Raw genomic sequence first — 14271 nt, 5'->3', positions numbered from 1 at the left:
AAGTATACCTCACTGTGTGCGTATTTCAAAAAAACGCAAAATCCCTTAGTTACTTACCGGAATACGTGCAGCCCAAGTAGCTGCCTGCAAGATCAGTTTACGTAGTGCTGGATGGCGGAAGGATGGCTCATGATGCCCAGGCATAAGGAACACTACTCGTCCTAAACCATAGCTGTGGCACCATGCAGCTGGAAGCCATTGACCCTCCGATTCATACTGAAGAAGAATAGTCCGATCTGTGAACGGATCAAATTCGAAATGATAAGGCTCTTCATCCAGCTGGAAGTCTTCAACGCCCTCAGTAATGTCATGCTCTAGCACCTTAAAATTCATTGGCTCGTAAGCAGTGTGACCATTAAAGCGTCCACCGATCAGCTGAGCTAGTTCGTTACGCTTCGTCAATGAAGCACCTGTATGAAGAACAATCAGTCCTCCACCACCGCTCACATAGCTGAGTAGGCCAGCGGTTTGCTGAGGAGATACAGTTTCATTCCATAATTCGTTGTAGGCAATGCATAAGTCATAACTTCCCAAATGCTCAATACGCATCATTTTTTTATTTTCTGAACACTGAACGGTTAATAAATCATTTAAGATCTCGCTAATTTGTTGGTCCACTCCTTGAAGTGGATGGAAACGGGGATGGGTATAATCACCAAGTAACAGACATTTTCTTTTGTCCATGGGGATCCTCCTCCTTATTCATTGTTATTATTCATCACATGTTGCCTATATTCTAAGGAAAACTGCTGCGAATGTCCATGCAGATGGCAGGTTTACTACTCGTAAGGCATCCTCTTCCGGGTAAAAAAGCATCCCCACCCATTGAATCCGGCGGGAATGCTTCTGAATAGTAACGTAAATCTTGTAAAGCTTCCGCACACTGTGGTCTAGCGATTCGCCGCCACATATTTGCCCAACTCTACAATCATGCTTCCCATCCGTTCATGCTCAGGCATGATGATACGTTGTAGGCCCTCTTCTTTTAGAGCCTCAGAGGTAATACGCCCTACAGAAACAGCAAGCACTTTATCCTCGAAAGACCTTAGCATCTCCTCCAGTTTGCCCTGTTCCCGAGCAAACTGAGAGAGGAAACGAAATTGTGGCGCACTTGTAAAAGCAACGGCATCAATCTTACCTTCTATGATTTCTGTAAGCAATCTTTCAAGCTCACCCGGTTCTGGTAGAGTATGACGATACGGCAGCACTTGGCGGGTATTCGCCCCAGCCTCCTGCAGCCATGCGAGCATACGAGGAGCTGGATCGCCGTGCAGCTGCAGTACGACCTCCTTGCCCTTCAAATCCAAAGATTGAAGCCCACGAATCAATCCGATCGTACTTCCGTCGTCGTCACGAACCTCCGGCGTAAGTCCTCTTTTTTTCAAAGCATTCACTGTCTTATAACCCCGTGCAGCAATAATAGAACCAGAAAGGACCTCTAAGAAACGCTCAGCGATATTAAGGCGTTCAGCCGTTTGGAAGAGAGCATCCAGTCCCATGCCTGTGGTAAGGATCACCAAATAAGGTGGATGGCTGATCCATGAATTCAATCCTTCCTCCAATGCCTCATCATCAAGAAAGACAGTACCTTGAGCAGGTCGACATAACGCCGTCCCCCCCATATTTTGCACCAGCTTGGCCATCTCTTCCGATTTGCGCGGACCCGCCAAGGCGACCGTGAACCCCTTCAGTTGCTCTGCCATGTACTATTATCTCTCCTCTCTCCGTTGCCTAACCCAACATTATTGTTTATCAGTATACTTGCAAAGGGCTGCAAAAGGGAAGATAAAAGCATCGTTTTCCTATATGAAATATATATTATTACTAGGAGGAGTGTATTTTAAAGCTACTCACAAGCTTTTGCAGTTCCTCCGCAAGACGGCTAAGGTCGGTAGACGAAGACGCCATCTCTTCAACAGAAGCGAGCTGCTCTTGCGCTGCCGTTGCGATGGTCTCTGTATTCACAGCCGCTTCTTCAGAGATGCCGCGAATCTCTCCTATAGCCTTCTCCATGTGATCTGATTCCACCAATAAGGTCTGTACAGCGCCACCCATTGCCTCAATCTTCTCTGCGGCACTCTTGACCGCTCTACGGATACGGGAGAAAGAACGTCCGGAAGTATCCACGGCCTCTATCCCTTCGGTTACGCGCTGCTTTGTGTCCTCCATCGTATGAGTCACCAGCGTCATCTCACTATTAATGGCGGTAATCTGCTCTGCAATCAAATGCGCTGATCTCTCTGATTCCTCTGCCAGCTTACGCACTTCAGCAGCAACAACGGCAAATCCACGGCCATGCTCTCCAGCTCTGGCCGCCTCAATAGAAGCATTGAGAGCTAACAAATTGGTCTGACGGGCAATCCCTGTGATGACGCCGACAATGCCCTCAATTTGACCGGTTCTTTCGTTCAGCTTGTCGATTACACTGCCAAGCTCTCCCACCGTTCTATCGATACCATTGATCTTATCCACCACGCTGATGACGGAATCATTTCCTTCCGAAGCAGAGAGTGAAGTCTTGTCCATCATCGCAGACACCTGCTCCATATATACGGAAATATGATCTACTTCGCTTGTCGTCGCCGCTGTACTTTCCATTCCTTTGCGTACACCGATTACCTGCCGTTCCGTCCCTGCCGCTACCTCCTGAATCGCTATCGTCATTTGTTCGATCGTTTGGGCATTCTGCTCCGCACTGGCAGTCAGCTCTTCGGCTGAAGAGGAGACATTACTCGTCATCTCCTGCACACCTATGATCATCTCGCGCAGGCTGAGCACCATTAATTGAAAGTTCTCGGCTAGCATGCCAATTTCATCTTTGCGGAAAGCTCCCATGTCTTCGGACAGATCCCCTTTGGCTATCACGGCAGTTGCTTTCCGCAAACGGATCAGAGGCTTCAAGATAGATTGAATATTAAAATAGATTACGATCAGTGCAAGCAGAACGGAAGCTACAATTACAAGCAGCGCTGTATTGCGGATTCCACTCGTTACTGAAGTCACTTCATCTATGCTTATCGTGCCTCCGATTCTCCAGCCCGTAAGCTCATTTACCATAAACGTCATCTTTTTATGCGTACCCTTGTAGACATAATCAAAAGTACCTTGATCTTCCTCAAACATTTTCTTTATAAAGTCATCGGATGACTCCAGCCCAATAGCCTCTGTTGGATGAACAAGATATTTCTTGCTGTTATCCAGGATAATAATATATCCTTCCATGCCCACCTTGGTCGCGGTCAATTCTCCTAATGCAGATAGATTGAGATTCAGGGTTATTACCCCGTCACCGCTCTTCAGGACCGTTGATATCGCGATCGCCGTTTCCTGATTCACAGTTTGAAAGGCCGGAGAAATCACAACACCTTTCCCGTGCTTCAGAGAATTAATATAGGCACTTTCCTGCCTGGGATCATAGCCTTCGGGCAGCTTGGCTTCCGAAGCATGGATCGATTGCCCTCTGCTTGTACTAACATAAATATCTAGCACATCAGGATGTAGCACAGCATATTCCTTTAATCTGTCCTTCATAGAAGCTACCGTCTCTCCATTTGCCTCACTGTTGGTCCCCTCAGCGGTGAACTCAGCAGCAAAATAAGAAATAGCATCTATTTTCGATTGAATATTCGAGTTGATGATTGCATCTACTGCCTCAACACTTTCGGTAGCATTGTTCACTAGTTGATCTTCCACTTCATGGCTAGCAGATTGATAGGTTCGCCAACCGATAATGATACTGGGCAACAGTAGAACTAATAGGTATGTCAGAATTAATTTGGTTCGGATACTCATACCCGCTTTTTTGTTCATAGATGTCATCACACTCTCTCTCTTCGAGTCTTAAAGAAGGACTTATTTACCAGACTTACTATATAATTATATATCCTCCTTTGGAACCGATTTTCCTCCTATCTTTCTTCATTTTTCTCATCATTCTTAAAAATTGTCATATAAACGCAACAAAAAGACCGCCTCAAAGAGAGCGATCTACTCAAATAAGCCTATTTCTTATCATTACCGTAGCAAAAGGCTCCGGTTCTTTCATCCTAGTTCACGTTCTTATTCTTGCAGTTCGGGCAGACGCCTCCGAATACCACATGAGCATGACCAATGGTATAACCTGTATCCTTGGCCACTGTGTTCATCCAGTCTCGTGGAACTTGGTTCATTACCTCATCAACCGCACCGCAAACCTCGCAAATGATATGCTGGTGATCATCCATGCGGGCATCATATCTGCTGGCAGCCTCACCAAGCTTAAGCTCACGAATCATTTGTTTATCTGAAAGATAACGAAGAGAGTTATATACAGTACCGTATGCTAAGCTATGACCTTGTTCTACTAGCCGGTTCATTACTTCCGCAGCAGTGGGATGGTCATGTGAATTAAGGACGATATCGTAAACGGCTTGACGTTGGGAAGTCAAATTTAGACTTTTCATTGCTATCATCCTCTAACTTGTTTTTAGATCAAGTATAAATCGTGAAGGTAAGAACGTCAATCCCACTTTTATCCACTCATTACTTTCTCAGTTACTTAATCAATCCTGAATATTTGATGTTAACATCAGCTTTGACCTGAAAATCGAGCCCGGCATAGAGCCCCTTCCACACTTCCATTTCGGTATCATTATTAAAATGTCTAGCTCCATAGTGCAGCCCCCACCCAAAAGGATCCAAACCGCTCGTATGAATTTTTTTCAGTAATGCTAAGATATCATCTTCCAATTCTTTCTCGCCAGCTGCCTGAATTTTTTTCAACTTGCTATGTGTCACCAAATCCGGGCTGCTACTCTCTTCGAGGATCCCTTTAATCTTAATATGGTATCGAATAGTAGCTTTTCCGCTCTCCGTATTTAGTATCTTGTAGTCCGAGGATGATCTCTCTGTGTAATACTGATACATGACCCCCTCAATATGGGCTGGCAAATTGGTCCGTAAGTTGGAGCGCGACAGCAGATTGTATAGCCGGGTTTCGTTCGGTGTAAGCACCATCTTGATTTTCTCGCTATCCAGTAGAGCAATTTTATCAATTAAGAACTCGCTCTTCCCTTTGGCCTCGATAATCGGCAAGATCGGATCAATACCCTTCTCATAAATATTTCTCATCAGCTGAAAGGAATACACACTAGCAATAAAAGGAGATTCCGTTCCCTGACCACTCATCGCCAGAATAAGAGAATTCGATGGAATACGCTCCGATTCGGGTCGTACCTGCAGCACTTGAAGTGCCTCCGGACGCCCGACTGCAAAATTCACAATAAGCTGGACATCTCTGCGCCGCACGGCCCAATCCATAACATGCTGAATATCTTTACGTGCGATCCCTTCTCCCAAAATAATCGATTTACAATGGGAATAATCAAGCTCCTTCTCCACTTTTGACTTCATTCTGCGGAGAGCTTCCGAAATACTAGGGGACTCTTCGGTTAATATCTGCATCTTCTCATCAATCTTAGTAACTTCCCCCTGTGGGATGGCCAGTTTCAAGCTGATCTTGAAAGTCCCTTCTTCTTCACCAGGGTCAACACCGATCGCCAGTACGAATATCCTTAAATCAATTTCTTTGAAGTCACAGCCGGCAAGGAGTAGCAGTAATACAATTCCTATTGCACTAAGTGCTTTTCTCACAACCTCTGCCTCCTTACTTTGCGATAACAATAAAACAGCAGAGCGATTAAGAACATCTCACCAAACCAGCGGATCTGTAGAAACCAAATGCCCAACACGTTGAGCTGATATTGATCCATCCAAATTAAGGAGAGGACCAGTCCGCTAAACAAGCACAGGATGAGCCACTCTTTCCACTGCTCTGCCTTCTGCGATTTTTTTTTCGTAGATGAAATAGCACCTTTGAATAACCCTAACCCTACATGCCAATGAACAATTACACTCACCAGAGATAAAGTCATGTAGGCAAAATAAAAAATAAACAACATCCGTTCAATAATAAAGGATTCTATCCGGATACTGTCTGCCGTCGAGAACCACGTATATACATGTCTCTCAATCGCAACAGTACCGAAATAACCGATAGGGACCAAAAAGGTTACGAGAAGTACGAGAAGTCCTTCCACCCCTAAAATCCAAACATGCTTTAGCTTTAGCCCATGAAATACCCGATTAAAGATGGCTAGATTAATATAACCACTAAAAGAAAAGGTAGCTGCCGAAAGACTCATCAAATCTGGCTTATGCCAGATGTATGTAGTAATCTGCAGAACAGAATCCCAATTGAAGTCCGGATTGGTCAGCGCCTTTACGATGCCATAGACAATTAACGGTAATGTAACGAAAAGAATGATTTCAAGACCATACAAAAGTGATAGTGAATCAAAGCGACAGCAGATGCAGACCAATATCAGAAAGCCGATCACGACAGTATATGGGCTTGAATTCGGACTGACATATCGCAGTGTAATATCTACAAAGGAAAGCAAGGTAACCCCCCCAGCCACACACCATAACCCCGCAAAAAACACTAGTAAGGGTTTGACTAGCAGCTTAGGAAGAAGAGGGGTAAATATTTCCGGAAACCCCTTTCCAGGAAATTTAGCAATCAATACAGTAAATATATAGACAAACAAAGTGCCAAGGACCGTTGCAATTAGTATGGAGAACAAAGCACCGTCAAAGCGTCTGTCTATTAGCTCCCTAGGAACAAAATTAATGATGTTGATCAAGCTGTTCATCAGAAAAAGACAGTAGAAATAACGGCTTTTGGCCATCAATGTTCCCCGCCCTTCTTCTTACCAAGGTTATCAAGAAAAAACAATCTGAAATAAGGTTGTCCAAAGCTACGCTGATTGCATAAATACATCGCGAATCCTACAACACAGACCACTACACCAACCATTCCTAGAACAGCGGCAGCTATAAGAAAAATGTACTTCAGCACACGTATCGACAAGCTCATCATATTCAGAGGAATCAGAAAATTAGATATCGCAACGGCAGAGACCAATATAATCATAATATTACCTACAAGCCCTGCCGCGGTAGCTGCCTGACCTAAGATTAGACCTCCGACTGTCGTGGCCGTAGGACCAATCGCTTTGGGCAGCCGTAAACTCGCCTCGGTCAGAAATTCCATCATCATAAGCATTAAGAGTACTTCCACAAAAGATGGATAAGGCACGGTCGCGCGACTTCCCGAAATGAGTAGTGCAACCTGCACACGAATAATCTCTGGGTTATAAGAGGTAAGTGTTACATAGATCGCAGGCAGCCATAACGTCATGCACACACCGATAATTCGGAGTAGCTTTAAGAAACGGCCCACAATAGGAAATTGGATCTTATCATCCATGGATGTAAAAAAATCATTAAATATAGAGGGCAACACTATCGCATATCCCGTTGTATCCAGGAGTATCGCTACTTTTCCTTCAGACAAATTAAACACAACTCTATCAGGTCTTTCAGTAATAATAGACTTAGGGAGTATTCTCAATTTATCACTGCTTATAAACTTCTCAAGTTCTCCCGTAGCCTGTAAAATATCAACCTTTAGGGTATTCATCTTCTCCCTTAATTCCGCTAATACATTATGATCAACACGACTGATGTCGTATAGGATGGCCACTTTTGTTTTGGAGACATCGCCGATGATCATGGTTTCCATTTTGAGATTAGTGGATTGATAGCGACGGCGAATCATGTTCAGATTAACCGCAATATCCTCCGTTAGTGCATCTGAAGGTCCCTGTGAAATGCTTTCTGCAGACGTTTCACTAACACCGCTGCTCTCTGTACTCATCGCGTCAAAAAAACAAATCACATCATTTATGCTAAGGAGAACGTAGCCACTAAGCAAAAGATCGATCGCTATTTCCTTCGTAGTCTCCTCTTCCGTGCCCGGATACGTCGTAATGTAATCAAGGTAAGCGTTAGTATCCCCCATCTCATAGAACGGCGTAATCACATGGCGACTGAGCGTCTGCGAATCTGTAACGCTTTTAATATAAAGTAAGTTGATCTGCCCAAAAGGTGCAACGAGCGTTCTATCAATTAAATCGGCAAATCCGTCCAACTCACCCTTGATCCATTCCAGAGAAACATTGTGCTTATCCTGTTGAACTGACATGGATCATCCCTCCTATTTATCCTGCACTTCCCGGATGCCACCTTATTTTGGCACTATTTCTCTGAATTCATGCACTGCACATATGAATACAGAGTTTCTTTTAACGGGACTGTGGTAATAAATGAAATGAGCATTGTACAGATGGAGGGATAATAAGATGGATCCACACCGTAAAATAACGCAAGGTCTTCCGCAATTTCCAGAATCAATATGGCGTGACACTACAGATTTACCGACCTTTCCAAAGCTGACTGAAGATATTTCTACAGATGTCGCTGTGGTGGGCGGCGGTATTACAGGGATTACAACAGCCTATCTCTTAAGCAAAGCCGGATACAAAGTCGCACTCTTGGAGGCAGGGGAAATCCTCAGCGGTACTACGGGTTTTACAAGCGCCAAGATCTCCACTCAGCACGGATTAATCTATCATCATTTGCTGAAACATTTCGGGGCGGAGAATGCCCGGCGCTATTATCAATCGAACAATGAGGCTATGAATTGGATCTTAAAAACGGCTGAAGAACTTGAAGTGTCTTGTGACATGAAACGTGAAGCGGCCTATTTGTACGCTGATGCTGAAGATCATAAAACGCTTAAACAGTTGGAAGAAGAGTATAAAGCCTATGAACAATTAGGCCTGCCCGGTGAATGGCTGGATAACGTCTCTATCCCTCTAATGGCGAGCGGTGCGATTAAACTGCCAGGACAAGCTCGCTTTCACCCCCTGCAATATCTGAAGGCCTTGTTGAAGGTTATCGTGGAAAAAGGTGGCGTGATCTATGAGCATACGATGATGGCGGACAAGGTGGAGAAGAACGATACGCTTACGCTTTTTACGGAAAAGAATGACTTCCGTATCACCTGCCGTTACGCTGTGTCAGCTTCTCATTTCCCCTTCTACGACGGAGGTGCTTTATATTTCTCGCGACTGCATGCTGAACGTTCCTACTGTCTGGCGATCCAGCCCGAAACGGATTTTGAGGGTGGAATGTATTTAAGTGCCAGCGAACCAACCCGTTCTCTGCGTGCAGTGGAGTGGGAAGGCCAGAATCTGATTATCGTCGGGGGTGAGAATCATAAGACGGGCCAAGGTATTTGCACGATAGGTCATTATGAGAATCTGGAACTGTTCGCAGGCCACTTGCTGGGCATCAAATCGATCCCTTACCGCTGGTCAGCACAGGATTTAATTACGCTGGACAAGGTCCCCTACATCGGCAAGATTTCGAACAGCGAAGAGATTTATATCGCTACCGGATTCGGAAAATGGGGCATGACAAGCGGTACCTTGTCCGCTCAAATTATCTCCGATCAGATTCAGCGTAAGGATAATCCATACACAGAGCTATACGATCCATCCCGCTTCAAAGCTGGCGCCAGCCTAAAAAGCTTCTTCGTTCAAAATGCCAATGTGGCAAAAGAGCTTGTAGCGGGCAAAGTAGAAATCGTCCATAAAAAGACAAGTGATTTGAAGGCAGACGAAGGGGCTGTTGTCTTCCATGACGGTAAACGTGTGGGAGCTTATAAGGATCCGGAAGGGACGCTTCATCTGGTAGACAGAACCTGTACACATATGGGCTGTGAATGCGAATGGAACGATGGCGACCGTTCTTGGGATTGCCCTTGCCACGGCTCCCGTTTCTCCTATGATGGAGAAGTCTTAGAGGGACCTGCATCCGTGCCGCTGACGAAGCTTTACGAATAAATCATTTCATTCGTGGAAACAAATGATGGATTCATGGAAAATAACATCGCTATACATGGAAATTTTCAAATCGTTTCCTTCGGCGATTGTGAATGCTCTATAGCATTCAGGTATAATAGGACATGAACGAAGCATTAGCTTCAAAAATGTTTAAAGGAGCGTGACGTTAGAGATGGATTTAAGAGGAAAGAGTGTTGTGATTACTGGTGCAGGCAAAGGGATCGGCAAAGCCTTAGCCATGGCACTAGCTAAGGAAGGTGCTAATTTGGGCCTGATCTCCAGAACTTCAGGCGATCTCGAAGCGTTAAAATCAGCCTTAACGGAAGTATACGACGTTAAAGTCAGCATTGCCGTTGCGGATATCGCTGTACGCGAAGAAGCTGAACGTGCGGTTGCTTTCTTGCAAAATGAGCTTGGAACATTTGACGCATTAATCAACAATGCCGGAATTGCAAAATTCGGCACTTTGGTAGAAATGGACCCTGCCGATTGGGAAAGTCATATCCAAGTCAATCTTTACGGTACCTATTATGTAACTCGCGCTGCGCTGCCAGCTATGATTGAGAAGAACGGTGGAAACATCATCAATATCTCTTCCACTGCCGGAGAACGCGGCTTTGCTACAGGCTCGGCTTACTGCGCATCTAAGTTCGCACTGATGGGCATGACCGAAGCCCTCGCACAAGAGGTGCGTAAGCACAACATCCGCGTCGTAGCCTTGACTCCAAGCACTGTTAACACCGGATTAGCTTCCAACGCTGGACTTAAAATCGGTGACGAAGACCGCATGATGCAGCCTGAGGATGTAGCTGAATTGGCTTTAACAGCCTTGAAGCTGCCGGATCGTGTCTTCCTAAAAACAGCTGGACTCTGGACCACTAATCCGCAATAAAAGGGAGCAGCTGGTTCTACGCCATGCTCTGATTGCACTTGTTCAGGAGAATGCGGCTGGATGTAGGAGGAAGAAGCTTGGATTGTTTTGTTGCAATTTGTGATCGATAATCCCTCAGGCTCTAACTCCTCTCGATGCTCTGATTGCACTCTGTGCAATAGAATGTCTCTGGTGGCGGCTAAAACTTGGTTTGATTGCACTTTGTGCAATCAAACTGGGGAAAAACACTACTTTAGGCGATTTAACCTTAATTCAATTGTACAGAGTGCAACAGAATACCTTTTGTAGACTAGTTCCTGGCTATTCTGTTGCACATTTTGCAATCAAACTTCACTTTCATCACCAGAGTAGGCAACTGGGGTTTAGGTACTTATTTAATTGTTAGTAATAATAATATTGTGGTGCTTATATTCTTCTTATAGTTGTGATTGGTACTTATAGTTACGATAAGTAATTGTAGTTAAGGGCCGTTACATCGAGCTCTAGTCACTACTAGGCGTTCGAGTAGCAATAGTTGCACTTTGTACATCTATTCAGCGTAATTAGAGGATCCTTCACACTTTAATTGCACTCTGTGCAACTAAAAGCAGGCAATTTTCAACCATTCGCCAAATTCATGGAATTTAGTTGCAGAGAATACACTTATCGCTTCGTTTTTAACGAAACAGAACTTTTAAGTGTATAAAGTGCAATTATATATTCAGCCTAATGTTTATGTATGGATATCACACTACTGAACGGAGGTTTACCTAATATGCTAGTAGTAACAAATACCATTAAAGTTAAAGAAGGTCATGGTGAAGCCATTGCTCAACGTTTCGGAGGAAATAATGGTGTACAGGATATGCCAGGATTCGTCCGCATGGAGGTTTGGCAAGGAAGTGCCAAAGAAGGTGTTGAGGAATTAAAAATCTGTACCATGTGGGAGAATGAGGAGGCATTTAAAGGCTGGACATCCAGTGAATCCTTCCGTCAATCACACCGCGGTGCTGGTGGGAATGAAGCCATTCTTGGTGCTTCGATCGACAAATATAAGCTGATGATCAGCCGAACACCCGGAACCAGCAATTAAGCATTGGGTTTCGACCATGACAATAACAACAGGGATGCCCTAAGCCAATATGGCTTTGAGACATCCCTGATTGTTTTTACAGTGTGTCGCTTATTGCTCACTACTACGAGACAGAGCTTGCTCCACCTCTTGATGTTTCCCCGGCCAGAATGCCCATCGACCAAAAAGTGTCGTAATAGCGGGCACAAGGAACGGACGTACTACGAAGGTATCAAGTAGAATACCTAGAGCGGTGATGATACCAAATTGCACAAGCACCTGAATCGGTAAGCTAGCTAATACAGCAAAAGTACCTGCCAGAATGAGGCCCGCAGAGGTAATTACCGAGCTGGTCTCATTCACGCCTTCCGCGATGGCCTGCTTAAGTGGCATGGTCTTACGCTTTTTCCAAATATTCGAGATCATAAAGATGTTGTAATCTTCTCCAAGTGCCACCAGGAATACAAAGGAATAGAGCGGGATCGCTCCCTGAATGGCATCTGCGCCCATCACATAATGAATGATAATCCAGCCTAAGCCAAGTGCAGAGAAGAAGGAGAGAATGACCGTTCCGACCAGATAAATAGTCGCCACTATCGAACGCAGATATATCAACAACAGCAAAGTGATCAACCCGATAACAACTGGGATAATCAGATCGGTGTCACGATCTCCGATTTTTTTGGTATCATACTGCGTTGCTGTCTGACCACTTACCCACACATGATCTGAAGGATTCTCTACCCCTACATCAATCAGCGCTTGCTCTGCTGTTGCTAGAAGGGCTGGAATATGCCCCATCGCTTCAAGTGAATAAGGATTGTTCTTAAATTCGATATCATAACCCAGAATATCCTTATTCACAGCGCCCTGCTGCGGATCGGAAACCGTGTCCACATACGTGAGCCCTCCGAGAATGACTTTAAGATCCTCTCCACTCGCTTGCCCCTTAGTATCAATAATCAGTTTAGCGGGTGCTAGTTCTCCCGGAGAAAACTGCTTACCAATGAGGTCGAACCCTTCGCGGGACTCCATATTTTTAGGAAAAGAAGAGAGGATATCATACGTAAACTTGATTCCACTAGAGAATGAAGCCAGAATCCCCAGTCCGATGACAGTCACTCCTACGATAGCCCAAGGCCTGGAAACTACAAATCCGCCAATCCCTTTTTTATGGGAGACTTTGGGTTCTGGAGCTGGTTTTCCTTTAGCCTTAGCCCGTTCAACCTCCATTTGCGGCGTGCGCGGAATGAATGGGAAGAACGAGGTCCGTCCGAAGATTGCCAAAAGTGCAGGTACAAGCGTTAAGCTAGCAATTCCCATAATGAAAATCGACACGCTGAACGGTATTGCAAAACGATGATAAGCTCCATACTTAGCCAGCAATAACGCAAACAGCGCGAGCACGACGGTGAAGCCACTCATAGCGATGGCGCCTGAAGATTCGGTAATGGAGCGAAGAAGCGCACGACTCTTACTCTCTTCTACCTTCAACAACTGCCGGAACCGTGAGATCAGGAACAAACAATAGTCCGTACCCGCACCGAACAACAGAACTGTCATGATGGATACTGCCTGTGAATCCACGGTGATCCAGCCTTCTTGCGCCATTTTTCCAAGAATCGGACTAGTTACACCATAAGCGAATCCAACTGCAATAAGTGGAATAAACGCCAAGATCGGCGAACGATAAATCACTAATAAGAACACCAGCACAAGCATAACCGTAGCAATTAACAAGGAAACGTCAGCGTTCTGAAACAGGCCTGAAGCATCTATAGAGATACCCACTGGACCCGTAACACGTAAACTCAGGTCTTTTCCATCTACCTTAGCCGCGGAGGGGTCTCCACCCGTCTCTGTGTTTATGATCTTCTTCATTTCTGTCACAGCTTCACCGAGCTGATCACTATCTGCCGTTTTATCAAAAAGCACTGGGGTTACCAGTGTACTAAGATCCTCAGATAATGAGGCTTGCAGTGCCTGCGGCGGCAGCTTCCCTAGTGGGGGAACAAAGTTCTGATGGGGTAACGGTTGCTGCTCCAACTTGTTGTATACAGCAGTGATATGTACTAAATCGTCTTGTGAAAGCCCACCTTCTCTATGCCATACGAGCAATGCAGGTACTCCGCTTCCACTTGGAAACTCTTGTTCTGCAATTGCTGTTGCCTGTATTGATTGTGCATCATCTGGGAGATTGGGCGCATTATTAGCAACTTGAGAATTCACTGCAGGCCATAATAGGGTAAGTGCACCTACTAGCACTATCCATACGAGAAGAGTAATCCATTTCGTCTTTTTTCCTGCCACCCATTTACCGTAGCCTGACATTCCCTTCATCCTCTCCTTTACCTTCCCGCCTTAAAAATGAGCCGCGGGTCATTTTTTAATTCTATCATATATATGCTTTAATTTTTAATCAAACTTTTTTTATTTTTCTGAAAAATCAAAACACCTCATCACATATAAAATACCCCTCTCTTCACATATAAAATCAGCAACATGTGAAAAGAGGGGTTTATGGTTTGCTATACTAT

At 44.9% G+C, this 14271-nt stretch carries 11 protein-coding genes; 3 read left to right on the top strand and 8 right to left on the bottom strand.

Annotation, left to right across the window (positions count from 1 at the left end; genetic code table 11):
* Positions 1-45: 45 nt before the first annotated feature.
* From ACFWMP_RS22415 to ACFWMP_RS22385, 7 genes are all read right to left on the bottom strand, one after another.
* Positions 46-684, bottom strand: a complete 639-nt coding sequence (locus ACFWMP_RS22415; RefSeq protein WP_042192549.1) for a ThuA domain-containing protein — start codon at positions 682-684, stop codon at positions 46-48.
* Positions 685-890: 206 nt separating this feature from the next.
* Positions 891-1703 carry a uroporphyrinogen-III synthase gene (locus ACFWMP_RS22410; RefSeq protein ID WP_339243830.1) on the bottom strand — a complete coding sequence of 271 codons (813 nt, stop codon included), beginning with the start codon at positions 1701-1703 and terminating at the stop codon, positions 891-893.
* A 121-nt stretch (positions 1704-1824) separates the two neighbouring features.
* Positions 1825-3819, bottom strand: a complete 1995-nt coding sequence (locus tag ACFWMP_RS22405) for a methyl-accepting chemotaxis protein (protein WP_379424732.1) — start codon at positions 3817-3819, stop codon at positions 1825-1827.
* Between the two features lie 227 nt (positions 3820-4046).
* Complete coding sequence (locus ACFWMP_RS22400; RefSeq protein WP_042131422.1) at positions 4047-4442, bottom strand: Fur family transcriptional regulator; 396 nt, start codon at positions 4440-4442, stop codon at positions 4047-4049.
* Positions 4443-4533: 91 nt separating this feature from the next.
* Positions 4534-5631, bottom strand: a complete 1098-nt coding sequence (locus tag ACFWMP_RS22395) for a Ger(x)C family spore germination protein (RefSeq protein WP_339243834.1) — start codon at positions 5629-5631, stop codon at positions 4534-4536.
* Positions 5628-6728: a GerAB/ArcD/ProY family transporter gene (locus ACFWMP_RS22390; RefSeq protein ID WP_042194655.1), complete on the bottom strand. Its 1101-nt coding sequence runs from the start codon at positions 6726-6728 to the stop codon at positions 5628-5630. The genes ACFWMP_RS22395 and ACFWMP_RS22390 overlap by 4 nt, the downstream gene beginning before the upstream one ends.
* Positions 6728-8086 (bottom strand): spore germination protein, encoded by a 1359-nt coding sequence (locus ACFWMP_RS22385; protein ID WP_341126633.1) that lies wholly within the window; start codon positions 8084-8086, stop codon positions 6728-6730. The genes ACFWMP_RS22390 and ACFWMP_RS22385 overlap by 1 nt, the downstream gene beginning before the upstream one ends.
* 157 nt (positions 8087-8243) lie before the next feature.
* On the opposite strand from ACFWMP_RS22385, the gene ACFWMP_RS22380 reads away from it, so the two are divergent.
* From ACFWMP_RS22380 to ACFWMP_RS22370, 3 genes are all read left to right on the top strand, one after another.
* On the top strand, positions 8244-9791 hold the full coding sequence (locus tag ACFWMP_RS22380; RefSeq protein ID WP_379424731.1) for an FAD-dependent oxidoreductase: 1548 nt from the start codon (positions 8244-8246) through the stop codon (positions 9789-9791).
* A 172-nt stretch (positions 9792-9963) separates the two neighbouring features.
* Positions 9964-10683, top strand: a complete 720-nt coding sequence (locus ACFWMP_RS22375) for a 3-ketoacyl-ACP reductase (protein ID WP_341059256.1) — start codon at positions 9964-9966, stop codon at positions 10681-10683.
* 754 nt (positions 10684-11437) lie between these two features.
* The gene (locus tag ACFWMP_RS22370) at positions 11438-11755 is read left to right on the top strand and encodes an antibiotic biosynthesis monooxygenase (protein ID WP_042192566.1); all 318 of its coding nucleotides are present in this window, start codon (positions 11438-11440) and stop codon (positions 11753-11755) included.
* Between the two features lie 90 nt (positions 11756-11845).
* Here ACFWMP_RS22370 and ACFWMP_RS22365 read toward each other — a convergent pair whose 3' ends face one another.
* The gene (locus ACFWMP_RS22365) at positions 11846-14074 is read right to left on the bottom strand and encodes an MMPL family transporter (protein ID WP_379424730.1); all 2229 of its coding nucleotides are present in this window, start codon (positions 14072-14074) and stop codon (positions 11846-11848) included.
* Positions 14075-14271 lie beyond the last annotated feature (197 nt).

The organism is Paenibacillus sp. NPDC058367 (genome assembly GCF_042723305.1).
GTDB lineage: Bacteria > Bacillota > Bacilli > Paenibacillales > Paenibacillaceae > Paenibacillus_AQ.
This window is presented reverse-complemented; position numbering and strand designations above follow the sequence as displayed.